Below are 26,336 nucleotides of genomic sequence, written 5' to 3'. Positions count from 1 at the left end.
CGGAGGGATATCAGGCGTGACGAGCGTCCGGCGGACGCGCGTGGCGGCAATGCCAGAGCGCCCAGAAGGCCAGTTCGAGAGGGAGGGAGAGCGGCTCCAGTTCCAGCCAGCGGCTGTGCTTGCGGGGTAGACGCGCGGGCGTTCCGGCCGGGTTGGCGGAAGGGTGGTAGGGGAGGGTGCGCGTCGTCGGTAGGTGCATGAAGGAAAACTGGGCCAGGGGTTGGAACAGCCTCGCACAGGCTGACGGGTGAATTAAATGCGCTTTTTACGACCTTTGCTTGAGCGAAATCGAAACCGAAGGAAAAAGAAGGGCGCCCCCGAATGGGCTGAAGAGACGCCCGGAAAGCGGCTCAACCCTTGTCGGCCTTGCCCGCGGCGGCGGCGAACCTGGCCAGGCGTACGTCGAGATGACGCGGGCGCCGGCCGGCGTCTTCGGCGTGCTCCTTGCGACGGATCGCGTTGCGCACCATCAGCGAACCGACATAGCGGATCGGCTCCGGCGGGAAGCGGCCGAGCGGCCCCTGGGTCAGCGGCGAACGGGTCCAGGGATTGTCCAGGCCGAGCGCCAGCGAAGAAAGGATCTGCCCGCCCATGTGGCATGGACCGACGCCGCTGCCGGAGTAGCCGAAGCCGTAGAACACATTGTCGCGGCCGTCGAGCCGGCCGAAGAACGGCAGGCCGGTCACCGAGCGATCCGACGGACCGTTCCAGCTGGCCTCGATGGCGACCTCGGCGAACTCGGGGAAGAACTCCCGCAAGCTGCCACGCAGTTGTCCGAGATACGGCGAGGGGCGGTCGAACACCGGCAGCATGCGTCCGCCGTAGGCGAAGGTGTTGCCGCCCTTGCCGAGCATCAGCCGGCCGTCCGGGGTGTTGTGGTAGTAATGCACGAAGATCCGTGAGTCGAGCACGCTGACCCCGCTGGTCAGGCCGATCTCCTGCAGCAGGTCCGGTCGTGGCTCGGTGATGAGCATGTCGCTGGAGACGATCGCCACGCTGCGTTCGAACTGCGGGAAGGCCCTCGCCATCCAGGCGTTCAGCGCCAGCACCACGCGGCCGGCGACGACCCGCCCGTGGGGGGTGACCACTTCCGCCGGGCGGCCGTGCTCCAGTCCTCGCATCGGCGTGCCTTCGTACAGGCGTACCCCCAGTTGCAGGGCGACCCGGCGCAGGCCGCGAACCAGCTTGCCTGGTTGCACCGTCGCGGCAGCCGGTGAGAACCAGCCCTCCAGGTGCCTGCGCGAGCCGGCCAGGCGCTGCACGTCGGCCAGCGGGCGCTTGGCGAAGGAGTTGATGCCGTGGCGCTCCAGAGCGGCGATCACGCTGTCGGTGCTGCCGACCTGGGCCGGGTTGGTGGCGGTATAGAGGGTGCCGTCCAGCCGGTAGTCGGCCTCGACGTCGTAGCGCTGGCAGAAGGCGCCGATGGCCCGGATGCTGTCTTCGGAGGCCTTGACCAGGCGGATCGCCTCGGTTAGTCCGAACAGCCGTTCCAGGGTGAAGAACTTGGCCGACCAGGACAGCGCGCAGCCGCCGTTGCGGCCGCTGGCGCCGGCGCCGCAGAGGTCGGCCTCGACCAGCACCACATCGAGCCCGGGATCGTGCTCCTTGAGCATGATGGCGGTCCACAGGCCGGTGTAGCCGCCGCCGACGATGCACACGTCGGCGCGGGTATCCCCGGCCAGCGGCGGGCAGGGTGCCGCATGTTCGGAGCGTAGGGCCTGGTCCAGCCAGAAGGGTCGGAAGGTCATGGCTGTGCTCTCACTGCGGGCGGGCGGCGACGACGATCATTTCCACCCGCCAGCGCGGGTCGATCAACTCGGCCAGGCTGCAGGCGCGGGTCGGCGCCCGGCCTTCGGGAAACCACTGGTCCCAGACCTGGTTGAGACCGGCGTAGTCCTCCCGGTGGGCTAGCAGTATGCGTACCGAGAGCACCTGGCCGCGGTCGCTGCCGACGCTCTGGAGCAGCCGGTCGATGTTCTCCAGAATCTGGCGGGTCTGGTCCTGGATGTCACCGCTGGGGTCGTCTGCGACCTGGCCGCCGATGTAGACCGTGTTGCCGTGCAGGGCCATCTCGGCCCGACGCTTGACGACTTCGAAACGTTCGATATGCATGAGGGGGTTCCCGGTTCGTGGAGAAGGACGCGGCGGAGGTTCCCGCCGCGGACGGTCAGGAGCGGATGGGACGGAAGTCCGCCAGGCTGGGGATATTCCGCAGGCTTTCCCGTGCGCCGCCGGGCCGGCTGTTCCAGTGCGGGAGGAGCACCGCGGTGGCGATCAGGGCTGCGATGGTGAAGCCGATGAACACCGTGTAGGTGTCGAAATAGCCGGGCAACAGACCGCCGAGGATCGCGCCCACCGAACCGCAGCCATTGACGAAGCCGGAGGCGGTGCCGGCGGCCTCGCTGGTGCCGAAGTCGATGGCGGCGGAGCCGCAGATCATCGAGTCCGGGCCGTACAGGGTCAGTCCCATCATGAACAGCAGGCCGACCACTATCGGAATGCTGCCGGTGGTCATCGCCGGGACGAACAGCGCCAGGCAGACGGTCAGCGCCAGCAGGCTGATCACGCAGGCCGGCATGCGCCGTGCGCCGAACAGCTTGTCCGAGGCGAAGCCGATCAGGATCGGGCCGAGCAGGCCGGCTACCTCGAAGGCGGTGGGAACGATCGCCGCGCCGACCTTGCCGAGCGCCGGCATGCGTTCGTAGACGATCACCGGTCCCCACAGGAGGATCGCGTAGCGCGCCGGCTTGAGCAGGAAGTAGGCCAGGCCGAGGCAGAGCACCGTGCGGTTGCGCACCACCTTGGCGAGCACCTGCAGGCTGCCGCCGTTGCCGCCTTCCGGCCTGAAGCCGGCATAGCGCACGGCTTCGCTCGCGGCCTGCGGTTCGACGGGAGGATGGCCGACGTCTTCCGGGCGGTTGCGCTGCAACAGCAGGAACAGCAGGGCCACGCCGCCGACCACCGCGGCGCTGGAGTAGAACGCCGCGTGCCAGGTACCGAACACGCTGTACGCCCACCAGCCGGCGAACGGCGAGGCGACCAGGCCGCCGAAGGCGTAGCAGGTGCTCCACAGGCCGAGCACCCGACCGCGTTCGTGGGTGGCGAAGAAACTGCCGATGTTCTTGCACAGCCCCGACCAGCCGGTGGACTGCGCCAGTCCCTGGACCACCATGCAGGTGGCGAAGATCGGCAGGGTGGCGAAGGTGCCCATGACCAGCGCGGCCAGTGCGGAGATCAGCAGGCCGCCGAACACCACGATGCGCGGGCCGAAGCGGTCGGCCAGAACGCCCCAGGTGAACTGGCCGACGGCATAGGCGGCGAGATAGATGGCGTCGAGATCGGCCATCGCCATCTTGTCCAACTGGAAGTCCGGATCTTCGGCGATGCCGAGCTTGGCGACGGAAAAGGCCTTGCGGGTGAAATAGAAGGCGGCGTAGGCCAGCCAGGTGATCGCGAATATCTGCAGGCGCCAGCGCTGGAAGCTGGACACGGGAGAGGACGGCAGCGCCGTCCCGGGATGTTGATTCATGGATCTGACCTCGATCTTGTTATCGGTGCCGGCAGGTGTGAGGGGAACACGCCTTGTTGTTGTTCTGATGAGCACTTCCGCACCGCCATGTCGCGGTGCCTGGTCAGAGGTATCTGGAGTCGGCTTCACCTCCTGGGTAAGGGTTGCGGCTGCCCTGGCAGGGGCTGGCTGCCGAGGCGCTGGCGCGCTGTGGTGAAGCGATGGAAACAATTCCGGATAAATAAATGAAATCGATTTATCAAATTTTAAATATAAATTTTACTTGTTTGTCCGTAAGCCTGGCGCGGCGTGGGTCGAGGAAGTTGACCGAACGGTCATTCCCGTGTGCGCCGCCCATGGCGCGGAACCCCTTGTCCTGCCTGGAATGGTGAAGGTCCATGTCGGTATCCCATGCACAGTTGAAGGCTTTCCATGCGGTCGCCGTGTACGGCAGCTTCACGCGCGCCGCCGAGCGCCTGTTTCTCACCCAGCCGGCGGTTTCCGACCAGGTGCGCAAGCTGGAGGAGCGTTACGGCGTGCTGCTGTTCCACCGTAACAAGCGCTCGGTGCGCCTGAGCGAACTGGGCGAGCGCCTGCTCGCGGTGACCCAGCGGCTGTTCGCGATCGAGGCCGAGGCGGAGGAGCTGTTGTCCGCCTCCAGCGCCCTGCAGACCGGCACCCTGACCCTGGCGGTGGATGCGCCGGTGCACGTATTGCCGCAGATCGCGCGTTTCTGCGAGCGCTATCCGGGCATCGCGGTGCGGGTGGAGACCGGCAATACCGACGAGTCTCTGCAGCGACTGTTCAGCTACCAGGCCGACCTGGCCCTGTTGGGCCGGGACGTCAGCGACGAGCGGTTGCTTTCGCTGACCCTGCGCAACGACCCGATCGTCGCCTTCGTTTCGCTCAGCCATCCGTGGGCCGGGCGCGAGTCGATCCGGCTCGCCGATCTCGACGACATGCCGCTGGTGCTGCGCGAGCAGGGCTCGGTGACCCGCCAGACCCTGGAGGAGGAGATGAGCCGCGCCGGCCTGCGGATCCGTCCGGCGATCCAGGTCGAGGGCCGCGAGGCCTCGCGCGAGGCGGTGGTGGCGGGGATCGGCGTGGGGGTGGTGTCGGCCGCGGAGTTCGGCGCCGACACGCGGGTCCATGCGCTACCCATCGTCGATTGCCAGCGACGCCTGACCGAGACCCTGGTGTGCCTGCGCGAACAGCGTTCGCGGCGGATCGTCGAGACCTTCCTCGACCTGGTCGGCGAGGACCTGCCGGCGCCGAGCTAGGGCGCGGCTTCGCGCAAGCGAAAAAAAGCCCGGCGGATGCCGGGCTTCGAAGTCGTGCTGGCGGGCGCTCAGGCCTGCTTCTGTTCCTGCTCCAGGGACCTGTCCAGTTCGCGGCAGGCGCGCTGGATCATCACCTCGGTGATCGGGATCTCCCGGCCCTGGGCGTCGATGATGGCGCCACCGGTGTGCTGCTGCGTATTGAAGGGGATCACGCGGCGCTTGGCGGTATCGGTGTGTTGCGAATTCATTGCCCGTCTCCTCATCAGGTTTATCGGCAGTCTAGGGAGCGCAGATGAAACCGCCGTGACAAACGGCGGATGTCGTGCCGCTCCAACGCGAAAGCCATGGACCATAGCAATCTTGCAGTCGGCGTGCCAGCTTGCCGGCTACCGCTGGGTTTTTCTGGTTATAGTGGTCCGACCGGTGTGGGCGTCCTGGAGTTCGCCCGAGGATGAGTATGGACATGTTTCGCCTGGGGTTGGTGGTCAATCCCCTGGCCGGGCTTGGTGGCCCGGTCGCCTTGAAGGGTAGCGACGGGGTGGCCGCCGAGGCCCTGGCCAGAGGCGCCGAACCACGTGCGCTGGAGCGCACCCGGGTAGCCCTGGAGTGCCTGTTGCCGCTGGTCGAGAAGATCGAGTTCCTGACCTTTCCCGGGGCCATGGGTGGCGAGTTGCTCGAGCGCATGGGCTTCCGCCATCGCCTGCTCGGCGAGTGGCAGGGAGCGGTCAGCAGCGCGGCGGATACCCGGTTGGCGATCGAGCGCCTGCAGGAGGCCGGTGTCGCCCTGATCCTGTTCGCCGGTGGTGATGGCACAGCACGGGATGTTGCCGGGGTGGTGCGCGAGCAACAGCCGGTGCTCGGCATTCCGGCCGGGGTGAAGATCCACTCCGGGGTCTATGCCATCAGTCCGCGCGCGGCCGGCGAATTGGCCAGGCGCCTGGTCGAGGGCGGCCTGGTGCGCCTGGCCAGCGGCGAGGTGCGCGACCTCGACGAAGAGGCGCTGCGCGCCGGCCGCGTCGCCGCGCGTTGGTACGGCGAGATGACAGTGCCGGAGGAGGGCCACTTCATGCAGCACGTGAAGCAGGCAGGGATGGAGTCCGAGGAGCTGGTGCTGGTGGACCTCGCCGACTGGCTGGCGGAAAACTGGGAAGACGGCGTGCGCTATGTGCTCGGACCGGGCTCGACCTTGCATGGCCTGGCGCGCAACCTCGGCCTGGAAACCACCCTGCTGGGCGTCGACGTGCTGGAGAATGGCGCGGTGATTGCCCGCGACGTCGACGAGGCGCGGCTGTTCGAACTGGTGGCCGGTCATCCGGCGTACCTGCTGGTCACCGCCATCGGCGGCCAGGGCCACGTGATCGGTCGCGGCAACCAGCAGATCAGTCCCCGGGTGTTGCGCGCCATCGGCCTGGAGCGCATGCGGGTGGTCGCCACCAAGCGCAAGCTGGGGACCCTCGGGGGCCGCCCGTTGCTGGTCGACAGCGGCGACCCGGTGCTGGACGACAGCTTCCCGGACGCCATCCGGGTCTGGGCCGGCTACAAGGAAGAACTGCTGTATCCGCTGGGATACGCGAAGGACCAGGACGCGCCCGCGGGCGCTTAGGAGGAAAAGGATGGACAAGGACGTATCCGGCGCGCTGCGCCGCCTGTTGCTGCTCGCCATGCTCGGACTGCCGCTGGTGGCGGCCGCTGCGGTCGAACCGCAGCGACTGGTGGATGCGGCGCGTGCCCAGGTGGGCGTGACCCTGGGCTACGACCCGGCCTACCGGCAACTGGACTATCCGGGCGGCGACGTGCCGCTGCAGACCGGGGTCTGCACCGACGTGGTGGTCCGTGCGCTGCGCGGACAGGGGCTGGATCTACAGAAGGCGGTGCACGAGGACATGCGTCGCCACTTCGCGGCCTACCCGCAGCAATGGGGAATGAAAGGCACCGACCGCAACATCGATCACCGCCGCGTACCGAACCTGATGACCTGGTTCAGCCGCCAGGGCCTGGCCCTGGCGCCTAGCCGCGACGCTTCCGCCTACCGGGCCGGAGACATAGTCGCCTGGCGCCTGGACAACGGCCTGCTGCATATCGGCGTGCTTTCCGATCGCAGGCTGGAGGGCAGGCCGCTGGTGTTGCACAACATCGGTGCCGGCGTGCGGGAAGAGGACCTGCTGTTCCGCTACCAGGTCATCGGCCACTACCGCTTCCCGCAGGGCTGAATGGGCTGGGCAAGCCGTTCCAGCGGCGGATGAGCGCAGCTCGATTCCTCCGCCGCAGCCGCTGGACGACGGGCAAGAAAAAACCGGCCTGCGGCCGGTTTTCCTGTCTGCCCGGGCTCAGCGGTATTCGCAGAGGTAGGCGGTGTCCTGGGCGACCTTGAGCTGGAACTTGCTGTTCGCCGGGACGGTGAACTGGCTGCCGCTGGCGTATTCCTGCCACTCGTCACTGCCCGGCAGCTTGACCGTCAGCGCGCCGGCGACCACATGCATGATCTCCAGCTGGCTGGTGCCGAACTCGTATTCGCCTGCCGCCATCACGCCGATGGTGGCCGGGCCGGCGGTCATGTCGAAGGCGATGGATTTGACGGTGCCGTCGAAGTATTCGTTGACCTTGAACATGGGCTTCTCCTGAAGAGGTGAACAGGCGGGTTTGAAAAGGCCCGCCAGTATGCCCAAGCCTCGGAAAGGCGTCACTAGGCGGCGCGGGCCTCGTTCAATGCTCCACCGGCAATACCAGCGGCAGCAGCCGTGCGGTATTGCGGGCATCCTCCAGGGCGCGGTGCTGCTGGCCCTGGAAACTCATCCCGGCCAGTTGCAGGGCCGCGTTCAGGCCGACTGGGCGGGGCAACTGGCGGACTTCGCCGAAGCGTTGCTTGAGATTGACGTGCGGCACTTCGCTGAGCTGGCTGGTCAGCCCGTGCTGGCGCCATTCCTGCTCCAACTGGCGGCGGTCGTAGTCGCCCCAACTGGCCCAGCCGGCCAGTCGCGGACGATGCTGGGCGAGCCAGCGCTCGAAGGCTTCCCAGACCGTATTGAGATGGGCTGCGCCATCGACGTTGGCCTGGCTGATATGCGTGAGGTCGCGGCAGAAGTGGGTCAGCAGCGGCCGCCTGACCGGCCGTACGAAACGCTGGAAGTGGTCCAGTTCGCGGGCGTCCGCGGCGGCGACCAGGGTGGCGCCGATCTCGATGATTTCCATTTCCTCCAGGGGCCAGCCGCCTTCCGCGGTAGTGGCCTCCAGATCGATTACCAGCCAGTGAGGCATCGGAGCTATCCATACCAGGGTCCGCGCTGAGTATGGCGGGGCTTCCGGACCTCGGCAAACCGCTGTGCTAGGCTGCGGGATCGGATTTCGAGGAGATGACGGAATGACTGCGGTCGCATTTCTCGGCCTGGGCACGATGGGCTACCCGATGGCCGGGCACCTGCAACGAGAGGGCTACGACGTCTGTGTCTACAATCGCTCGTCGGACAAGGCGCTGCGCTGGGTCGAGGAGTACGCCGGACGGCGCGCCGATACGCCGCGCGAGGCCTGTGCTGGCGCCGAGCTGGTGTTCTGTTGCGTCGGTAACGACGACGACCTGCGTGCCGTGGCGCTGGGCGAGCAGGGCGCCTTCGCCGGAATGGCGCCGGGCAGCCTGTTCGTCGACCACACCACCGCTTCGGCGGAAGTCGCCCGCGAGCTGTCGCTGCTGGCTGCCGAGCGTGAGCTGGGCTTTCTCGACGCGCCGGTCTCCGGCGGCCAGGCAGGCGCGGTCAACGGCGCCCTGACGGTGATGGTCGGTGGCGAGGAGGTCTTCTATCGACGCGCCGAACCGCTGTTGCGCAGCTATGCGCGGATGGTCCGGCGAATGGGCGACGTGGGTAGCGGGCAATTGACCAAGATGGTCAACCAGATCTGCGTCGCGGGGCTGCTCCAGGGCCTGGCCGAGGCGCTGCACTTCGCCCGGTGCGCCGGTCTCGATGGCGAGGCGGCGATGCAGGTGATCGGCAAGGGCGCGGCCCAGTCCTGGCAACTGGAAAACCGCCACCAGAGCATGCTGGCCGGAGAGTTCGACTTCGGCTTCGCCGTGGACTGGATGCGCAAGGACCTGTCGATCCTGCTCGCCGAGGCGCGGCGCAACGGCGCGCAGTTGCCGGTCACGGCGCTGGTCGACCAGTTCTACGCCGAAGTGCAGGCGATGGACGGCGGTCGTTGGGATACCTCCAGCCTGATCGCCCGGCTGCGTTCGTGACGCGGCTCAGGCGCGGAAGATGAAGTACACCGCGCCGAGCAGGCACAGACCGGCCCAGAGGTAGTCCAGTTTCAGCGGCTGCTGCATGAAGTAGACGCTGAACGGGACGAAGATCGCCAAGGTGATGACTTCCTGCATGATCTTCAGTTGGCCGACCGAGAGTTCGGTGTAGCCGATGCGGTTGGCCGGTACCTGCAGCAGGTATTCGAACAGCGCGATACCCCAACTGATCAGGGCGGCGATGATCCAGGGCTTGCTGTTGAGAGTCTTCAGATGACCATACCAGGCGAAGGTCATGAACAGGTTGGAACAGGCTAGCAACAAGGCGGTTTGCAGCCAGACGGGCATGATGGGTGGGCTCCGGGGGATTGGGACGGCGCCGCAGCCTAATTGGCTGCGGCGATAAATCCAAGTGGGCAGGCATCGACCGGTAGGGGCTGGTGCTCGGAAAAGGATGAAAGGTATGCGGTTTCACAAACGCTCGCTGGTCTGGGGGCTCGCCTTGAGCGGGCTGGCCGTCGTGCTGGCGGCCGCCTGGTGGGCGAGCCAGGCGTCGCGGGAGCCGGCTCTGTGGAGCGAGCTGCGGGTGCCGCCGGCGTTTGCCATCCCGCGCGATTTCGACCTGGGCGAATACCGCTTGAGCTGGGGCGGCAAGAGCCTCGCCCTGTCAGTGGCGGGTAGCGCTCGGCCGCCGTTGTGGGAGAGCGAGGGCGGTTTTCTCGGGGCCGGGCGGGAAAGCGCCGGTCGCCTGCAGTTGCGCTGCCAGGAGCAGAGCCTGGAGAGCTTCGAACTGGTCGGTCGACGCTTGTCCCTGAAGGGGCACCTGCGCTGCGCCGATGGCCGGCTCAGCGCCTACGAGCTGTCGTTCGAGCCGCGCCAGGGCGGCGTGGAGGTGCGCGTCGCGCTGGCGGACAGCGAGCTGAACCGGGTCGCCCTGTCCTGGCGGCGTGGAGCGGGGGAGCGCTTGTCCGGTATCGTCGATGACGAGGCGGAAGGTCGCTCCTGGGGCTTGCCGGCCGGGGTCGCCGGCTACTGGAGTTCCGCTGGCAACGCCTTCCTCGGCCACTCGACGGCGGCGCAATCCCTCGACCTGCGCGAGCCGGGCCGCGTGCAATGGCGGGCAGCGACGGAGTCGGCCAGGGCCTGGCTGTTCGCTGCCGGCAACCGCGAGCAGTGGCAGCTTCGCAGCGCGCGTCTCGAGGCGGAAACGCGCCGCTGATCCGCCGGGCTTGGCGGCGGCCTGGCCGGTCCGTATTCTTTGCGCCCGTTTCGGACGGCTGTCCTGGCCGCTCCTCTGCCAACTTTCGGGCGAGATCCTTCCCATGCAATGTAGAGCCGGCTGCGGCGCCTGCTGCATAGCACCGTCGATTTCCTCTCCGCTGCCGGGCATGCCGGCCGGCAAGCCCGCGGGCGTACGCTGCCTGCACCTGGACGAAAACCATCTCTGCGGGCTGTTCGGCCGACCGGAGCGACCGGCCGTATGCGGCCAGTTCGGCGCCGATCCGGAAATCTGCGGCGACAGCCGTGAGCAGGCGCTGGCCCTGATCGCGGAGTGGGAAGTCATCACTGCCGCTTGAACGGGTTGGAAGTCTGGCTGTCTCACGCCATACTGCTGCGCATCCTGCGCCGAAGGCTCAGGATCGCGGCTTGCAGGGCGTCGACCGCCCGGCCGGCGAACCGAAAATAACCATAAAGAGAGGAACAGGAACGATGCGTGGCATTTTGCGTATGACCGTGCTGGCTGCCGCAGTGTTCGGGGTGGCCGGCAATGCGCTGGCCGAAGACTGGAAGCTGGCCAAGGACGAGGATGGCGTGAAGGTCTACCTCAGCAGTGTCCAGGGCTCCAAGTACAAGGCTTATCGCGGCGTTACCGACATCAAGGCCGACGTGGCGACCATCGAGGCGCTGCAGGAGGACGTCAAGGGTTCCTGCAAGTGGATCCATGCCTGCGCCGAGATGAAACTCCTGAAGCAGGAAGGCGCCGACGCCTGGACCTACTCGAAGATCGACATGCCCTGGCCAGTTACCGGTCGCGACGTGGTCATCCATGTCACCACCGAGAAGACTGCGGATGGCACCGTGATCCGTCACCTTAAGGCCGATCCGACCTATATCCCCGAGGAAAAGGGCCAGATCCGCGTGCCCAAGCTGGTCGGCGAGTGGAAGTTGCAGCCGAAGGGGCAGGGCGTGACGGAAGTGACCTACCAGGTGGAAACCGAGCCGGGTGGCAGCATTCCTTCCTGGTTGGCCAACAGCTTCGTGGTCGACGCGCCGCTGAACACCCTCAAGGGCCTGCGTAGCGCTGCCGAGAAGCGCTGAGCGCGCCTTCCTTGCAAAAAGACCGCCTCCGGGGCGGTTTTTTTGTGTCCGGCGGAAAGGGGCGGGCACAAAAAAGGCTGCCGAAGCAGCCTTTCTCGCCGGGCGTGACGGGTTTCAGCCGCGATCCTTGAGGGCGGTGAAGTCGCGCTGGGTGTGGCCGGTATAGAGCTGGCGCGGGCGGCCGATCTTGTAGGGGCCGGAGAGCATCTCCTGCCAGTGCGAGATCCAGCCGACGGTACGCGCCAGGGCGAAGATCACGGTGAACATGCTGGTCGGAATGCCGATCGCCTTGAGGATGATCCCCGAGTAGAAGTCGACGTTCGGGTACAGGTTGCGTTCCACGAAGTAGGGGTCGTGGCGGGCGATTTCTTCCAGCTTCATCGCCAGTTCCAGTTGCGGGTCGTTGATGCCCAGCTCCTGGAGGACCTCGTCGCAGGTCTGCTTCATGACCTTGGCGCGCGGGTCGAAGTTCTTGTAGACACGATGGCCGAAGCCCATCAGCTTGAACGGATCGTTCTTGTCCTTGGCCTTCTCGACGAACTTGTCGATGTTGGACACGTCGCCGATCTCGTCGAGCATGCGTAGCACCGCTTCGTTCGCGCCGCCATGGGCCGGTCCCCACAGGGCGGCGATGCCGGAGGCGATGCAGGCGAACGGATTGGCGCCGGAGGAGCCGGCCAGACGCACCGTGGAGGTGGAGGCGTTCTGCTCGTGGTCGGCGTGGAGAATGAAGATGCGGTCCATGGCCTTGGCCAGCACGGGGCTGATCGGCTTGGTCTCGCAGGGGGTGTTGAACATCATGTGGAGGAAGTTTTCCGCGTAGTTCAGGTCGTTACGCGGATACATCATCGGCTCGCCCTTGGAGTACTTGTACACCATGGCGGCGATGGTCGGCATCTTGGCGATCAGGCGATGCGCGGAGACTTCGCGATGCTTCGGGTTATTGATGTCCAGGGAGTCGTGGTAGAAGGCCGAGAGGGCGCCGATCACGCCGCACATCACGGCCATCGGATGGGCGTCGCGGCGGAAGCCGTTGAAGAAGGTCTTCAACTGCTCGTGAACCATGGTGTGGTTCTTGATGGTGCCGACGAACTGTTCCTTCTGCGCGGCGGTGGGCAGCTCGCCGTTCAGCAGCAGGTAGCAGGTTTCCAGGTAGTCGGATTTCTCTGCCAGTTGCTCGATGGGGTAGCCGCGATGAAGGAGGACGCCTTTGTCGCCGTCGATATAGGTGATCTTCGACTCGCAGGAGGCGGTCGACATGAAGCCAGGATCGAAGGTGAAGTGGCCCGTGGCGGTGAGGCCCCGTACATCCACTACATCGGGACCCATGGTACCGGATAGGACGGGCAGTTCGACGGGGGCTGAGCCCTCGATGATCAACTGCGCTTTTTTGTCAGCCATGATGGCCTCCTATTTATGCTTGAAATCATCAGTACCCCCCACGCAGGGCCCGCACCACTATAGAGGGATAAATTCGAAAGTCAATTTGCGCGAATCCATGCCGTAGAGCCTTCCGTGGCGGGGTTTTCGCAGAAAAAGGGGGCTATTTACGCCTTTTATAAAAGGCCCGCAATCAACCATTTGGCGATGGGTGTTTTCGTTGTCATTAGTAGCCTAACTGTCTATACTCGGCGTCCGACCGCAAGGGGTATTCCTGGCCCGCTTTCATAGACGGTCGCCACTCCCTGGTGATGGGTACCTGACAAGTGCACTTCCCGACAACTAGCCCTGTTCGTTAGGGCTCTCAGTGTGAAAAAAGCCGTGAATAGCAAACGACCTGTAAACCTAGACCTAAGGACCATCAAACTCCCTGTCACCGCTTACACGTCCATTCTCCACCGTATCTCTGGCGTCATCCTGTTCCTCGGTATTGCCGTGCTGCTGTTCGCGCTCGACAAGTCGCTGAGTTCGGAAGAAGGCTTCGAGCAGGTGAAGGCGTGCCTGACCAGTCCCCTGGCCAAGCTGGTGATCTGGGGCCTGCTGTCTGCGCTGCTGTACCACCTGGTGGCCGGTGTTCGCCACCTGGTCATGGACGCTGGCGTCGGCGAGACGCTGGAAGGCGGTAAGCGTGGCTCCAAAATCGTCATCGCCATCGCGGTGGTGCTGATCGTTCTGGCGGGGGTATGGGTATGGTAACTAACGTCACAAACTTCTCGCGCTCCGGCCTCTACGACTGGATGGCCCAGCGCGTTTCCGCGGTCGTTCTCGCGGCTTATGTCATTTTCCTGCTGGGCTACCTCATTGCTCACCCCAACATTTCCTACGCGGACTGGCACGGCCTGTTCTCGCAGGGTTGGATGCGCATCTTCAGCCTGTTGACCCTGGTTGCCCTGAGCGTCCATGCGTGGGTCGGTATGTGGACCATCTCCACCGACTACCTGACTTCGATGGCTCTCGGCAAGGCGGCGACAGTCGTGCGTTTCCTCTTCCAGGCGGTTTGCGGCATGGCGATGTTCGCATTCTTCGTCTGGGGTGTGCAGATTCTTTGGGGTATGTGATCCATGGCTAGCATTCGTACACTTTCCTTTGACGCCATCATCGTCGGTGGCGGTGGCGCCGGCATGCGTGCCGCGCTGCAACTGGCCCAGGGCGGCCACAAGACCGCCGTGGTGACCAAGGTCTTCCCGACCCGTTCCCACACCGTATCCGCACAGGGTGGCATCACCTGCGCGATCGCTTCGGCCGACCCGAACGACGATTGGCGTTGGCACATGTACGACACCGTCAAGGGCTCCGACTACATCGGTGACCAGGACGCGATCGAATACATGTGTTCCGTCGGCCCCGAGGCCGTGTTCGAGCTCGAGCACATGGGCCTGCCGTTCTCCCGTACCGAAACCGGCCGCATCTACCAGCGTCCGTTCGGCGGCCAGTCCAAGGACTTCGGCAAGGGTGGCCAGGCCGCCCGTACCTGCGCCGCCGCCGACCGTACCGGCCACGCGCTGTTGCACACCCTGTACCAGGCCAACCTGAAGAATGGCACCTCGTTCCTCAACGAGTGGTATGCGGTCGACCTGGTGAAGAACCAGGACGGCGCGGTGGTCGGCATCATCGCCATCTGCATCGAGACCGGCGAGACCGTCTACATCCGTTCCAAGGCCGTGGTCCTGGCCACTGGCGGTGCCGGCCGTATCTACGCCTCCACCACCAACGCGCTGATCAACACCGGTGACGGCGTGGGCATGGCCCTGCGTGCCGGCGTGCCGGTGCAGGACATCGAGATGTGGCAGTTCCACCCGACCGGCATCGCCGGCGCCGGTGTACTGGTCACCGAAGGTTGCCGCGGCGAAGGCGGTTACCTGATCAACGCCCACGGCGAGCGCTTCATGGAGCGTTATGCGCCGAACGCGAAGGACCTGGCCGGCCGCGACGTAGTCGCCCGTTCCATGGTCAAGGAAGTCCTGGCCGGCAACGGCGTGGGCCCGAACAAGGACCACGTGCTGCTGAAGCTCGACCACCTCGGCGAGGAAGTCCTGCACAGCCGCCTGCCCGGCATCTGCGAACTGTCCAAGACCTTCGCCCACGTCGACCCGGTCGTCGCGCCGATCCCGGTGATCCCGACCTGCCACTACATGATGGGTGGCGTTGCCACCAACATCCATGGCCAGGCCATCACCCAGGACGCCAACGGCAACGACCAGATCGTCGAAGGCCTGTTCGCCGTGGGCGAAGTGGCCTGCGTATCGGTACACGGCGCCAACCGCCTGGGCGGCAACTCGCTGCTCGACCTGGTGGTATTCGGCCGTGCCGCCGGTCTGCACCTGGAAAAAGCGCTGAAAGAGGGCATCGACGCCCGCGGCGCTTCCGAGAGCGACCTGGAAGCCTCCTTCAAGCGCCTGAACGGCGTGAACGAGCGCACCAGCGGCGAAGAAGTCGCTCCGCTCAAGCGCGAGCTGCAAAGCTGCATGCAGAACTACTTCGGTGTGTTCCGCACCGGCGAGTACATGCAGAAGGGCATCGCCCAGCTGGCCGACCTGCGCGAGCGTATCGCCAACGTCAAGATCAACGACAAGAGCCAGGCATTCAACACCGCGCGCATCGAAGCGCTGGAACTGCAAAACCTCCTCGAGGTGGCCGAGGCCACCGCGATCGCGGCCGAGCACCGCAAGGAGTCCCGTGGCGCCCACGCCCGTGAAGACTTCGAGGAGCGCGACGACGAGAACTGGCTGTGCCACACCCTGTACTTCCCGGGTGAGAAGCGCGTATCCAAGCGTTCCGTCAACTTCGCGCCGAAGACCGTTCCGGCATTCGAACCCAAGGTTCGGACTTACTAAGGGTGCCCGCCATGTTGCAAGTGAGTGTTTATCGTTACAACCCCGACAAAGATGCTGCGCCGTACATGCAGGATTTCCAGGTCGACACCAACGGCAAGGACGTGATGGTCCTCGACGTGCTGGCGCTGATCAAGGAACAGGACGAGGGCTTCTCCTACCGTCGTTCCTGCCGTGAAGGCGTCTGCGGCTCCGATGGCATGAACATCAACGGCAAGAACGGCCTGGCCTGCATCACCCCGCTGTCGGCCGCCGGCCTGAAGGGCGGCAAGCTGGTGATCCGTCCGCTGCCGGGCCTGCCGGTCATTCGTGACCTGGTCGTGGACATGAGCATCTTCTACAAGCAATACGAGAAGGTGAAGCCGTTCCTGCAGAACGATACGCCGGCCCCGGCCATCGAGCGTCTGCAGACCCCGGAAGAGCGCGAGAAGCTGGACGGTCTGTACGAGTGCATCCTGTGCGCCTGCTGCTCGACCTCCTGCCCGTCCTTCTGGTGGAACCCCGACAAGTTCCTCGGTCCGGCCGCACTGCTGCAAGCCTATCGTTTCCTGGCCGACAGCCGTGACACCAAGACCGAAGAGCGCCTGGCTTCGCTGGACGACCCGTTCAGTGTGTTCCGCTGCCGCGGAATCATGAACTGCGTGAACGTTTGCCCGAAGGGTCTGAACCCGACCAAGGCGATCGGCCACGTGCGTAATATGCTGCTGCAGAGCGGAACCTGATCCTCTCGCAGTTGTTATATGAGTTGTACCTAGCAACACCTGTGGCGCCGGAGTTCTTCCGGCGTCGCAGCAACTAAGCGGGCCAAGCTCACAAAGCCATGGCCCAGATTTGAAAAATATGACCAGCAGGGGCATCCGGGCTGGTACCCGGACTATCTGCGGGATCTGTAGTGGCCATACCGATGTCGCTGCCTGAGGACTTCGGAGCCTTCAAGGTTTCGCCAGGTGGTTGTCCCCTTACCGAGGGTGACCTAGCATGCACGAAAGCGTAATGCAGCGGATGTGGAACAGTGCCCATCTATCCGGTGGTAACGCTGCCTACGTCGAAGAGCTCTACGAGCTCTACCTGCACGACCCTAACGCTGTGCCAGAAGAGTGGCGCACGTATTTCCAGAAGCTTCCCGCCGATGGCAATCCCGCCCCCGACGTCTCGCACTCCACAGTGCGCGATCATTTCGTCCTGCTGGCCAAGAACCAGCGCCGTGCCCAGCCGGTTTCCGCCGGTAGCGTGAGCAGCGAGCACGAGAAGAAGCAGGTCGAAGTCCTTCGTCTCATTCACGCTTACCGTCTCCGCGGCCACCAGGCTTCCACCCTCGACCCGCTCGGCCTGTGGCAGCGTCCCGCGCCTGCCGACCTGTCGATCGACCACTACGGTCTGACGGGTGCCGACCTGGACACCACTTTCCGCACCGGTGAGCTTTACATCGGCAAGGAAGAGGCGACCCTGCGTGAAATCGTCGACAGCCTGAAGAGCACCTACTGCGGTACCTTCGGCGCCGAGTTCATGCACATCGTCGATTCCGAGCAGCGCAAGTGGTTCCTCCAGCGTCTGGAAAGCGTGCGTGGCCGTCCCGGCTTCTCCGCCGAGGCGCGTGCGCACCTGCTCGAGCGCCTGACCGCGGCCGAAGGCCTGGAGAAGTACCTGGGCACCAAGTACCCGGGCACCAAGCGTTTCGGCCTGGAAGGCGGCGAAAGCCTGATCCCGATGGTCGACGAGATCATCCAGCGCTGCGGTTCCTACGGCGCCAAGGAAATCGTCATCGGCATGGCTCACCGCGGTCGCCTGAACGTCCTGGTCAACACCCTGGGCAAGAACCCGCGCGACCTGTTCGACGAGTTCGAAGGCAAGAAGATCGTCGAGCTGGGCTCCGGTGACGTGAAGTACCACCAGGGCTTCTCCTCGAACGTGATGACCAGCGGTGGCGAAGTCCACCTGGCGCTGGCGTTCAACCCGTCGCACCTGGAAATCGTTTCCCCGGTGGTCGAGGGTTCCGTTCGTGCTCGCCAGGACCGCCGCAAGGACAGCTCCGGCGACAAGGTGGTACCGATTTCCATCCACGGCGATGCCGCCTTCGCGGGGCAGGGCGTGGTCATGGAAACCTTCCAGATGTCGCAGACCCGCGCCTACAAGACCGGTGGCACCATCCACCTGGTGATCAACAACCAGGTCGGTTTCACCACCAGCCGCCAGGACGATGCGCGTTCCACCGAGTACGCCACCGACGTGGCGAAGATGATTCAGGCGCCGATCTTCCACGTCAACGGCGACGATCCCGAAGCCGTGCTGTTCGTCACCCAACTGGCCGTCGACTACCGCATGCAGTTCAAGCGTGACGTGGTCATCGACCTGGTCTGCTACCGTCGCCGCGGCCACAACGAGGCGGACGAGCCGAGCGGCACCCAGCCGCTGATGTACCAGCAGATCGCCAAGCAGCGTACTACCCGCGAGCTGTACGCCGATGCCCTGGTGAATGCCGGCGTGCTCAGCGCCGAGCAGGTTCAGTCGAAGATCGACGACTACCGCGACGCCCTTGACAACGGCCTGCACGTGGTGAAGAGCCTGGTCAAGGAACCCAACAAGGAACTGTTCGTCGACTGGCGTCCGTACCTGGGTCATGCCTGGACCGCGCGTCACGACACCCGCTTCGACCTGAAGACCCTGCAGGAACTGTCCAGCAAGATGCTGGAAGTGCCGGAAGGCTTCGTGGTTCAGCGCCAGGTTTCGAAGATCTACGAAGATCGCCAGAAGATGGCGGCCGGTGGCCTGCCGATCAACTGGGGCTTCGCCGAGACCCTGGCCTACGCGACCCTGCTGTTCGAAGGCCATCCGGTACGGATGACCGGCCAGGACGTCGGCCGTGGCACCTTCTCGCACCGTCACGCGGTGCTGCACAACCAGAAGGATGACTCGGTCTACGTACCGCTGGCCAATCTGTTCGACGGCCAGCCGCGCCTGGATATCTACGATTCCTTCCTTTCGGAAGAGGCCGTGCTGGCGTTCGAATACGGTTTCGCCACCACCACGCCGAACTCGCTGGTGATCTGGGAAGCCCAGTTCGGCGACTTCGCCAACGGCGCCCAGGTGGTCATCGACCAGTTCATCACCAGTGGCGAAAGCAAATGGGGCCGACTCTGCGGCCTGACCATGCTGCTGCCGCACGGCTATGAGGGGCAGGGCCCGGAGCACTCCTCCGCGCGCCTGGAGCGCTACCTGCAGCTCTGTGCCGAGCAGAACATCCAGGTCTGCGTGCCGACCACCCCGGCTCAGGTCTACCACATGCTCCGCCGTCAGGTGATCCGCCCGCTGCGCAAGCCGCTGGTGGTGATGACGCCGAAGTCCCTGCTGCGTCACAAGCTCGCCATCTCGACCCTGGAAGATCTGGCCAACGGTTCCTTCCAGACTGTGATCCCGGAAATCGACAGCCTGGATCCGAAGAAGGTCGACCGCGTCGTGCTGTGCAGCGGCAAGGTGTACTACGACCTGCTGGAGAAGCGTCGCGCGGAAGGCCGCGAAGATACCGCGATCGTCCGTATCGAGCAGCTGTATCCGTTCCCGGAAGACGACCTGGCGGAAGTTCTGGCTCCGTACAAGAACCTCAAGCACATCGTCTGGTGCCAGGAAGAGCCGATGAACCAGGGCGCCTGGTTCTGCAGCCAGCATCACATGCGTCGTGTCATCGCCGCGCACAAGAAGGGCCTCAACCTCGAGTACGCCGGCCGCGAAGGCTCCGCTGCTCCGGCTTGCGGCTACGCCTCGATGCACGCCGAGCAGCAGGAAAAACTGCTGCAAGACGCCTTTACTGTTTAACGCCTACGCGCTGAAGAAACCGAATTTAAGGAAACGCACACAATGGCTATCGAAATCAAAGCCCCAACCTTCCCGGAATCGGTCGCCGACGGCACCGTCGCCACCTGGCACAAGAAGCCGGGCGAAGCAGTCAAGCGCGACGAACTGATCGTCGACATCGAGACCGACAAGGTGGTCATCGAGGTTCTCGCCGAGGCTGACGGCGTGCTGGCCGAGATCATCAAGAACGAAGGCGACACCGTTCTGAGCAACGAGCTGCTCGGCAAGCTGAACGAAGGCGGCGCCGCCGCTCCGGCCGCTCCGGCTGCCGCTGCGCCCGCCGCCGCTCCGGCTGCACAGGCCGCCGCTCCGGCCGCCGCTGGCGGCGACGACGCCATCCTGTCCCCGGCCGCGCGCAAGCTGGCCGAGGAAGCCGGCATCGATCCGAACAGCATCGCCGGCACCGGCAAGGGCGGTCGCGTGACCAAGGAAGACGTGGTCGCTGCGGTCGAAGCGAAGAAGAACGCCCCGGCCGCCCCGGCCAAGCCTGCCGCCCCGGCTGCCGAGGCGCCGATCTTCGCCGCCGGCGACCGTGTCGAGAAGCGCGTGCCGATGACCCGCCTGCGGGCCAAGGTCGCCGAGCGCCTGGTCGAGGCGCAGTCCGCCATGGCCATGCTGACCACCTTCAACGAGGTCAACATGAAGCCGATCATGGACCTGCGTTCGAAGTACAAGGACCTGTTCGAGAAGAAGCACAACGGCGTGCGCCTGGGCTTCATGTCCTTCTTCGTCAAGGCCGCCACCGAGGCGCTGAAGCGCTTCCCGGGGGTCAACGCTTCCATCGACGGCAACGACATCGTCTACCACGGCTACCAGGACATCGGTGTTGCCGTTTCCAGCGACCGCGGCCTGGTGGTTCCGGTACTGCGTAACGCCGAGTTCATGAGCCTGGCCGAGATCGAGGGCGGCATCGCCAACTTCGGCAAGAAGGCGAAGGAAGGCAAGCTGACCATCGAAGACATGACCGGCGGCACCTTCACCATCTCCAACGGTGGCGTGTTCGGTTCCCTGCTGTCGACCCCGATCGTCAACCCGCCGCAGACCGCTATCCTCGGCATGCACAAGATCCAGGAGCGCCCGATGGCCGTGAACGGCCAGGTGGTGATCCTGCCGATGATGTATCTGGCGCTGTCCTACGACCACCGTCTGATCGACGGCAAGGAAGCGGTGAGCTTCCTGGTGGCGATCAAGGACCTGCTGGAAGATCCGGCTCGCCTGCTGCTGGACGTCTGATTTAGCGTTTCTCTTCACGGCGGCCCCCTCGTGGGGCCGTCCGGTTTCACCCGAATAAGGATTGAGATATGAGCCAGAAATTCGACGTGGTAGTGATTGGTGCCGGCCCCGGCGGTTACGTTGCCGCCATCCGCGCTGCCCAGCTGGGCCTGAAGACCGCCTGCATCGAGAAGTACATCGGCAAGGAAGGCAAGGTGGCGCTCGGCGGTACCTGCCTGAACGTTGGCTGCATCCCGTCCAAGGCGCTGCTGGACAGCTCCTACAAGTACCATGAGGCCAAAGAGGCCTTCAAAGTCCATGGTATCGAAGCCAAGGGCGTCACCATCGACGTTCCGGCGATGGTTGCGCGCAAGGCCAACATCGTCAAGAACCTGACCGGCGGCATCGCTACCCTGTTCAAGGCCAACGGCGTGACCTCCTTCGAAGGCCACGGCAAGCTGCTGGCCAACAAGCAGGTGGAAGTGACCGGTCTGGACGGCAAGACCCAGGTCCTGGAAGCCGAGAACGTGATCATCGCTTCCGGCTCCCGCCCGGTGGAGATCCCGCCGGCCCCGCTGACCGACGACATCATCGTCGACTCCACCGGCGCCCTGGAATTCCAGGCCGTACCGAAGAAGCTGGGTGTGATCGGCGCCGGCGTCATCGGCCTGGAGCTGGGTTCGGTATGGGCCCGCCTGGGTGCCGAGGTGACCGTGCTGGAAGCCCTGGACAAGTTCCTCCCGGCTGCCGACGAGCAGATTGCCAAGGAAGCCCTGAAGGTCCTGACCAAGCAAGGCCTGAACATTCGCCTGGGTGCCCGCGTGACCGCTTCGGAAGTGAAGAAGAAGCAGGTCACCGTGACCTTCACCGACGCCAACGGCGAGCAGAAGGAAACCTTCGACAAGCTGATCGTCGCGGTCGGCCGTCGCCCGGTGACCACCGACCTGCTGGCCGCCGACAGCGGCGTGACCCTGGACGAGCGTGGCTTCATCTACGTCGACGACCACTGCAAGACCAGCGTTCCGGGCGTCTTCGCCATCGGTGACGTGGTTCGCGGCGCGATGCTCGCGCACAAGGCCTCGGAAGAGGGCGTGATGGTCGCCGAGCGCATCGCCGGCCACAAGGCGCAGATGAACTACGACCTGATTCCGTCGGTCATCTACACCCACCCGGAAATCGCCTGGGTCGGCAAGACCGAGCAGACCCTCAAGGCCGAGGGCGTCGAAGTCAACGTCGGCACCTTCCCGTTCGCCGCCAGCGGTCGTGCGATGGCGGCCAACGACACCACCGGCCTGGTCAAGGTCATCGCCGATGCGAAGACCGACCGCGTCCTGGGCGTCCACGTGATCGGCCCGAGCGCCGCCGAGCTGGTACAGCAAGGCGCGATCGGCATGGAATTCGGCACCAGCGCCGAAGACCTGGGCATGATGGTCTTCTCTCACCCGACGCTGTCCGAAGCCCTGCACGAAGCTGCCCTGGCAGTGAATGGCCATGCCATCCACATCGCCAACCGCAAGAAGCGCTGAGTGATCCGACGCCCCGGTTCACGCCAGGGGCGTCACAGCGACGCGGGACGCGTCGTCCGTCAGGCCAGGACAGGTTCCTGGCCTTGTCGGGTCCGGGTTCTGTAGAATCCACGGTTTGCCGCCTGCGTCGGGATGCCGCAGGCGGCAGACTTTCAGAAGAACCACGGCGGGTGAGCGCCGGCGACCGTTGCGAGGTGGCCGCGGGCGTATGCCGCCGGACTGTTTTTTCGCGAGCCGGGTGGTTCGCGAAACGACGGTCACAGGTGGTGGGGCGCCACGAGCGCTCCGCCGAAATGCGCAATACCTAGACGAATAACGGTAGACAAGCATGAATCTCCACGAATATCAGGGTAAGCAGCTGTTCGCTGAATACGGCCTGCCTGTATCCAAGGGCTTTGCCGTAGACACCCCCGAAGAGGCCGCAGAAGCCTGCGACAAGATCGGCGGCAGCGAGTGGGTCGTCAAAGCTCAGGTGCACGCCGGCGGCCGCGGTAAAGCGGGCGGTGTGAAGCTGGTGAAGAGCAAAGAGGACGCCAAGGCGTTCGCCCAGCAGTGGCTGGGCAAGAACCTGGTGACCTACCAGACCGACGCCAACGGCCAGCCGGTCAGCAAGATCCTGGTGGAGTCCTGCACCGACATCGACAAGGAGCTGTACCTCGGCGCCGTCGTCGATCGTTCCAGCCGCCGCATCGTGTTCATGGCTTCCACCGAAGGTGGCGTGGACATCGAGAAGGTCGCCCACGACACTCCCGAGAAGATCCTCAAGGCTACCATCGACCCGCTGGTCGGCGCGCAGCCGTACCAGGGCCGCGAGCTGGCCTTCCAGCTGGGCCTGAAGGGCGACCAGATCAAGCAGTTCACCCATATCTTCGTCGGCCTGGCGAAGCTGTTCCAGGACTACGACCTGGCCCTGCTGGAAGTGAACCCGCTGGTGATCAAGAAAGACGGCAACCTGCACTGCCTGGATGCCAAGATCAACATCGACAGCAACGCCCTGTACCGTCAGCCGAAGCTGCGCGCCATGCACGACCCGTCCCAGGACGACGCCCGTGAAGCCCATGCGCAGAAGTGGGAGCTGAACTACGTCGCGCTGGAAGGCAACATCGGCTGCATGGTCAACGGCGCCGGCCTGGCCATGGGTACCATGGACATCGTCAACCTGCACGGCGGCAAGCCGGCCAACTTCCTCGACGTTGGCGGCGGTGCGACCAAGGAGCGCGTGACCGAAGCGTTCAAGATCATCCTGTCCGACAGCAACGTGAAGGCTGTCCTGGTGAACATCTTCGGCGGCATCGTGCGTTGCGACATGATCGCCGAAGGCATCATCGGCGCCGTCAAAGAAGTCGGCGTGAAGGTTCCGGTTGTCGTCCGCCTGGAAGGCAACAACGCTGAACTGGGTGCCAAGGTCCTGGCCGAAAGCGGCCTGAACATCATCGCGGCAACCAGCCTGACCGACGCTGCCCAGCAAGTCGTCAAGGCCGCGGAGGGTAAGTAATGAGCGTCCTGATCAACAAAGACACCAAAGTCATCTGCCAAGGCTTCACCGGTAGCCAGGGCACCTTCCACTCCGAACAGGCCATCGCCTATGGCACCAAGATGGTCGGCGGCGTGACCCCCGGCAAGGGCGGCACCACCCACCTCGGCCTGCCGGTGTTCAACACCGTCAAGGAAGCCGTGGAAGCCACCGGCGCCGAAGCCTCGGTCATCTACGTTCCGGCTCCGTTCTGCAAGGACTCGATCCTGGAAGCGGCATTCGGCGGCATCAAGCTGATCGTCTGCATCACCGAAGGCATCCCGACCCTCGACATGCTGGACGCCAAGGTCAAGTGCGACGAGCTGGGCGTACGCCTGATCGGCCCGAACTGCCCGGGCGTGATCACTCCCGGCGAGTGCAAGATCGGCATCATGCCGGGTCACATCCACCTGCCGGGCAAGGTAGGCATCGTGTCGCGTTCCGGCACCCTGACCTACGAAGCCGTGAAGCAGACCACCGACGCCGGCTTCGGCCAGTCCACCTGCGTGGGCATCGGCGGCGACCCGATCCCGGGCTCCAACTTCATCGACATCCTGAAGCTGTTCCAGGAAGATCCGCAGACCGAAGCCATCGTCATGATCGGCGAGATCGGCGGTTCCGCCGAAGAAGAAGCCGCGGCCTTCATCAAGGCCAACGTGACCAAGCCGGTGGTGTCCTACATCGCTGGTGTGACTGCCCCTCCGGGCAAGCGCATGGGCCACGCCGGCGCCATCATCTCCGGCGGCAAGGGCACCGCGGACGAGAAGTTCGCCGCCCTGCAGGACGCCGGTGTGAAGACCGTGCGTTCCCTGGCCGACATCGGCAAGGCCCTGGCCGAGCTGACCGGTTGGGAAGTGAAGAAGGCCTGATTTCCCGGGTTTTCTGAGTTCCAGGACGAAGGCCACCGCCTCACAGCGGTGGCCTTCGTCGTTCTATCGCATCCGTCAAACGAATGTTGCCGCGATGCGCTATCATTGCCAACGGTTCGTGTCCGACAAAACCCCGGGCGCGCCACGCATCATCCCGCAGGCCAGTGCGCCTGCAGCTATAACGCCACATGGCCCTCAAAAGGGGTCGGGCGGCTTGACCGGTCCTCCTCATCCGGAAGGACGTTGTTTCCTAACACCCCCAAAGGGAAACCCCGAACAACCGAGACTTCTGCCAGTGGTACATCCTCCTATGACTCATTTGAAAGGGTTCGACCTGCTCGCCCTTGGCTTCATGACGTTCGCGCTTTTTCTCGGCGCGGGTAACATCATCTTTCCTCCCAGTGCCGGCATGGCGGCGGGCGAACACGTATGGAGCGCGGCTTTCGGCTTCCTCCTTACCGGTGTCGGCCTGCCGTTGCTGACGGTGGTCGCCCTGGCCCGGGTCGGAGGCGGTATTGGCCGCCTGACCCAGCCGATCGGGCGGCGCGCGGGAGTGGCGTTCGCCATCGCCGTCTATCTTGCCATCGGCCCGCTGTTCGCCACCCCGCGTACAGCCGTGGTGTCCTTCGAGATGGGCGTCGCACCCTTCACCGGGGACGGCGGCGTGCCGTTGCTCGTCTATACCGTCGCTTACTTCTCCGTGGTTCTGTTCCTGGTGCTGAACCCGGGTCGCCTTGTCGACCGGGTCGGAAAGGTCATCACGCCGGTGCTGCTGTCGGCCCTGCTGGTCCTTGGCGGCGCGGCGATCTTCGCGCCGGCGGGAGAGATCGGCAGCAGTTCCGGCGAGTACCAGAGCGCGCCCCTGGTGCAGGGCTTCCTGCAGGGCTACCTGACCATGGATACCCTCGGTGCGCTGGTCTTCGGTATCGTCATCGCCACCGCCATTCGCGACCGCGGCATCAGCGACAGCCGGCTGGTCACGCGCTATTCCATGATCGCCGGGGTCATCGCCGCCACCGGCCTGTCCCTGGTCTACCTGGCGCTGTTCTATCTGGGCGCCACCAGCCAGGGCATCGCCGGCGACGCCCAGAATGGCGTACAGATCCTCACCGCCTATGTGCAGCAGACCTTTGGCGTTTCCGGCAGCCTGTTGCTGGCGGTGGTCATCACCCTGGCCTGCCTGACCACGGCGGTAGGGCTGATCACGGCGTGCGGCGAGTTCTTCAGCGACCTGCTGCCGGTTTCGTACAAGACGGTGGTGATCGTGTTCTCGCTGTTCAGCCTGCTGGTCGCCAACCAGGGACTGACCCAGTTGATCAGCCTTTCGGTACCGGTTCTGGTGGGACTCTATCCGCTCGCCATCGTGCTGATCGCCCTGAGCCTGTTCGACCGGCTCTGGGTGTCGGCCCCGCGGGTGTTCGTGCCGGTGATGATCGTCGCGCTGCTCTTCGGCATCGTCGACGGGCTGGGGGCGGCCAAGCTGAACGGGTGGGTGCCGGACGTCTTCGCCAAGCTTCCGCTCGCCGATCAGAGCCTTGGCTGGCTGCTGCCGGTATCCATTGCGCTGGTCCTGGCAGTCGTTTGCGATCGGCTGCTGGGCAAGCCGCGCGAAGCGGTCGCCTGAGACGTCAGGCGAACCCCAGGAAGGCCGCCTCCGGGCGGCCTTTTTCATGAGCCGACGAAAGTCGTGTCCTGGCCGCGGCGAGCGGCGTCCCAACGGCGCGAAACAACGGCGGGGCGATTCCCGGCCGGCTCAAGAGGGAG

Annotated in this window: 26 protein-coding genes; 17 read left to right on the top strand and 9 right to left on the bottom strand. The window is 64.9% G+C overall.

From position 1 onward, the window contains the following. Positions 1–10: 10 nt before the first annotated feature. The 4 genes from ACI766_RS17955 to ACI766_RS17940 all read right to left on the bottom strand — a co-directional run bounded on the left by ACI766_RS17955 (position 11) and on the right by ACI766_RS17940 (position 3,529). Positions 11–199, bottom strand: a complete 189-nt coding sequence (locus tag ACI766_RS17955; protein WP_071567798.1) for a hypothetical protein — start codon at positions 197–199, stop codon at positions 11–13. A 151-nt stretch (positions 200–350) separates the two neighbouring features. Beyond that, positions 351–1,748, bottom strand: a complete 1,398-nt coding sequence (locus ACI766_RS17950; protein WP_003114272.1) for an FAD-dependent oxidoreductase — start codon at positions 1,746–1,748, stop codon at positions 351–353. Positions 1,749–1,758: 10 nt separating this feature from the next. Beyond that, positions 1,759–2,112, bottom strand: a complete 354-nt coding sequence (locus ACI766_RS17945) for a RidA family protein (protein ID WP_003104412.1) — start codon at positions 2,110–2,112, stop codon at positions 1,759–1,761. 55 nt (positions 2,113–2,167) lie between these two features. Continuing rightward, positions 2,168–3,529, bottom strand: coding sequence for an MFS transporter (locus ACI766_RS17940; protein WP_023103285.1), 1,362 nt, complete (start codon positions 3,527–3,529; stop codon positions 2,168–2,170). Between the two features lie 377 nt (positions 3,530–3,906). Here ACI766_RS17940 and ACI766_RS17935 point away from each other — a divergent pair, with 377 nt between their 5' ends. After that, a complete protein-coding gene (locus ACI766_RS17935) occupies positions 3,907–4,788 on the top strand; it encodes a LysR substrate-binding domain-containing protein (RefSeq protein ID WP_003104408.1) in 882 nt (293 codons plus the stop codon). A 68-nt stretch (positions 4,789–4,856) separates the two neighbouring features. Here the strand turns inward: ACI766_RS17935 and ACI766_RS17930 are convergent, their stop codons facing one another. After that, positions 4,857–5,036, bottom strand: coding sequence for a PA1571 family protein (locus ACI766_RS17930; protein WP_003104406.1), 180 nt, complete (start codon positions 5,034–5,036; stop codon positions 4,857–4,859). A gap of 209 nt (positions 5,037–5,245) precedes the next feature. Between ACI766_RS17930 and ACI766_RS17925 the strand changes: the two genes are divergently transcribed. Both ACI766_RS17925 and ACI766_RS17920 read left to right on the top strand, forming a co-directional pair. After that, the gene (locus ACI766_RS17925; protein ID WP_023119630.1) at positions 5,246–6,391 is read left to right on the top strand and encodes an ATP-NAD kinase family protein; all 1,146 of its coding nucleotides are present in this window, start codon (positions 5,246–5,248) and stop codon (positions 6,389–6,391) included. Positions 6,392–6,401: 10 nt separating this feature from the next. Further along, positions 6,402–6,998 carry a DUF1287 domain-containing protein gene (locus ACI766_RS17920; protein ID WP_003104401.1) on the top strand — a complete coding sequence of 199 codons (597 nt, stop codon included), beginning with the start codon at positions 6,402–6,404 and terminating at the stop codon, positions 6,996–6,998. A 117-nt stretch (positions 6,999–7,115) separates the two neighbouring features. Here ACI766_RS17920 and ACI766_RS17915 read toward each other — a convergent pair whose 3' ends face one another. Both ACI766_RS17915 and ACI766_RS17910 read right to left on the bottom strand, forming a co-directional pair. After that, a complete protein-coding gene (locus tag ACI766_RS17915) occupies positions 7,116–7,397 on the bottom strand; it encodes a pyrimidine/purine nucleoside phosphorylase (protein ID WP_003087375.1) in 282 nt (93 codons plus the stop codon). Positions 7,398–7,491: 94 nt separating this feature from the next. Next, the gene (locus ACI766_RS17910; RefSeq protein ID WP_003104398.1) at positions 7,492–8,043 is read right to left on the bottom strand and encodes an exonuclease domain-containing protein; all 552 of its coding nucleotides are present in this window, start codon (positions 8,041–8,043) and stop codon (positions 7,492–7,494) included. A 103-nt stretch (positions 8,044–8,146) separates the two neighbouring features. Between ACI766_RS17910 and ACI766_RS17905 the strand changes: the two genes are divergently transcribed. Further along, a complete protein-coding gene (locus tag ACI766_RS17905; RefSeq protein ID WP_023119629.1) occupies positions 8,147–9,013 on the top strand; it encodes an NAD(P)-dependent oxidoreductase in 867 nt (288 codons plus the stop codon). Positions 9,014–9,019: 6 nt separating this feature from the next. Here ACI766_RS17905 and ACI766_RS17900 read toward each other — a convergent pair whose 3' ends face one another. Then, positions 9,020–9,361, bottom strand: a complete 342-nt coding sequence (locus ACI766_RS17900; RefSeq protein ID WP_003104394.1) for a DMT family protein — start codon at positions 9,359–9,361, stop codon at positions 9,020–9,022. Between the two features lie 115 nt (positions 9,362–9,476). On the opposite strand from ACI766_RS17900, the gene ACI766_RS17895 reads away from it, so the two are divergent. The 3 genes from ACI766_RS17895 to ACI766_RS17885 all read left to right on the top strand — a co-directional run bounded on the left by ACI766_RS17895 (position 9,477) and on the right by ACI766_RS17885 (position 11,332). Beyond that, positions 9,477–10,232, top strand: a complete 756-nt coding sequence (locus tag ACI766_RS17895) for a hypothetical protein (protein ID WP_004349027.1) — start codon at positions 9,477–9,479, stop codon at positions 10,230–10,232. Positions 10,233–10,335: 103 nt separating this feature from the next. Then, positions 10,336–10,590, top strand: coding sequence for a YkgJ family cysteine cluster protein (locus ACI766_RS17890; protein ID WP_003087397.1), 255 nt, complete (start codon positions 10,336–10,338; stop codon positions 10,588–10,590). A 133-nt stretch (positions 10,591–10,723) separates the two neighbouring features. Next, on the top strand, positions 10,724–11,332 hold the full coding sequence (locus ACI766_RS17885; protein WP_003104390.1) for an START domain-containing protein: 609 nt from the start codon (positions 10,724–10,726) through the stop codon (positions 11,330–11,332). Positions 11,333–11,446: 114 nt separating this feature from the next. Here ACI766_RS17885 and gltA read toward each other — a convergent pair whose 3' ends face one another. Next, a complete protein-coding gene (gene gltA / locus ACI766_RS17880; RefSeq protein WP_003087400.1) occupies positions 11,447–12,733 on the bottom strand; it encodes a citrate synthase in 1,287 nt (428 codons plus the stop codon). A 348-nt stretch (positions 12,734–13,081) separates the two neighbouring features. Between gltA and sdhC the strand changes: the two genes are divergently transcribed. From sdhC to brnQ, 10 genes are all read left to right on the top strand, one after another. After that, positions 13,082–13,468, top strand: coding sequence for a succinate dehydrogenase, cytochrome b556 subunit (gene sdhC / locus ACI766_RS17875; protein WP_003104388.1), 387 nt, complete (start codon positions 13,082–13,084; stop codon positions 13,466–13,468). Next, positions 13,462–13,830, top strand: a complete 369-nt coding sequence (gene sdhD / locus ACI766_RS17870) for a succinate dehydrogenase, hydrophobic membrane anchor protein (RefSeq protein ID WP_003104386.1) — start codon at positions 13,462–13,464, stop codon at positions 13,828–13,830. Before sdhC ends, sdhD begins: the two co-directional genes overlap by 7 nt. A 3-nt stretch (positions 13,831–13,833) precedes the next feature. Next, entirely contained in the window at positions 13,834–15,606 is a 1,773-nt protein-coding gene (sdhA, locus tag ACI766_RS17865) for a succinate dehydrogenase flavoprotein subunit (protein ID WP_003087407.1), read from the top strand. An 11-nt stretch (positions 15,607–15,617) separates the two neighbouring features. Beyond that, positions 15,618–16,325: a succinate dehydrogenase iron-sulfur subunit gene (locus ACI766_RS17860; protein ID WP_003087410.1), complete on the top strand. Its 708-nt coding sequence runs from the start codon at positions 15,618–15,620 to the stop codon at positions 16,323–16,325. Between the two features lie 256 nt (positions 16,326–16,581). Beyond that, a complete protein-coding gene (locus tag ACI766_RS17855; RefSeq protein ID WP_003087413.1) occupies positions 16,582–19,413 on the top strand; it encodes a 2-oxoglutarate dehydrogenase E1 component in 2,832 nt (943 codons plus the stop codon). A gap of 42 nt (positions 19,414–19,455) precedes the next feature. After that, a complete protein-coding gene (gene odhB, locus ACI766_RS17850; RefSeq protein WP_003114264.1) occupies positions 19,456–20,685 on the top strand; it encodes a 2-oxoglutarate dehydrogenase complex dihydrolipoyllysine-residue succinyltransferase in 1,230 nt (409 codons plus the stop codon). A 68-nt stretch (positions 20,686–20,753) separates the two neighbouring features. Then, positions 20,754–22,190: a dihydrolipoyl dehydrogenase gene (gene lpdA / locus ACI766_RS17845; RefSeq protein WP_003087422.1), complete on the top strand. Its 1,437-nt coding sequence runs from the start codon at positions 20,754–20,756 to the stop codon at positions 22,188–22,190. 328 nt (positions 22,191–22,518) lie between these two features. After that, entirely contained in the window at positions 22,519–23,685 is a 1,167-nt protein-coding gene (gene sucC, locus ACI766_RS17840; protein WP_003087425.1) for an ADP-forming succinate--CoA ligase subunit beta, read from the top strand. Then, positions 23,685–24,572 carry a succinate--CoA ligase subunit alpha gene (sucD, locus tag ACI766_RS17835; protein WP_003087428.1) on the top strand — a complete coding sequence of 296 codons (888 nt, stop codon included), beginning with the start codon at positions 23,685–23,687 and terminating at the stop codon, positions 24,570–24,572. Before sucC ends, sucD begins: the two co-directional genes overlap by 1 nt. Positions 24,573–24,882: 310 nt before the next feature. Continuing rightward, positions 24,883–26,196 (top strand): branched-chain amino acid transport system II carrier protein, encoded by a 1,314-nt coding sequence (gene brnQ / locus ACI766_RS17830; protein WP_003120443.1) that lies wholly within the window; start codon positions 24,883–24,885, stop codon positions 26,194–26,196. The last annotated feature ends 140 nt before the right edge of the window (positions 26,197–26,336 follow it).

It is taken from the genome of Pseudomonas sp. DL (assembly GCF_047199225.1).
In the GTDB taxonomy this organism is placed as follows: Bacteria; Pseudomonadota; Gammaproteobacteria; order Pseudomonadales; family Pseudomonadaceae; genus Pseudomonas; species Pseudomonas aeruginosa.
Note: the sequence above shows the minus strand (reverse complement) of the source record. Positions and strands in the feature narration are given on the sequence as shown.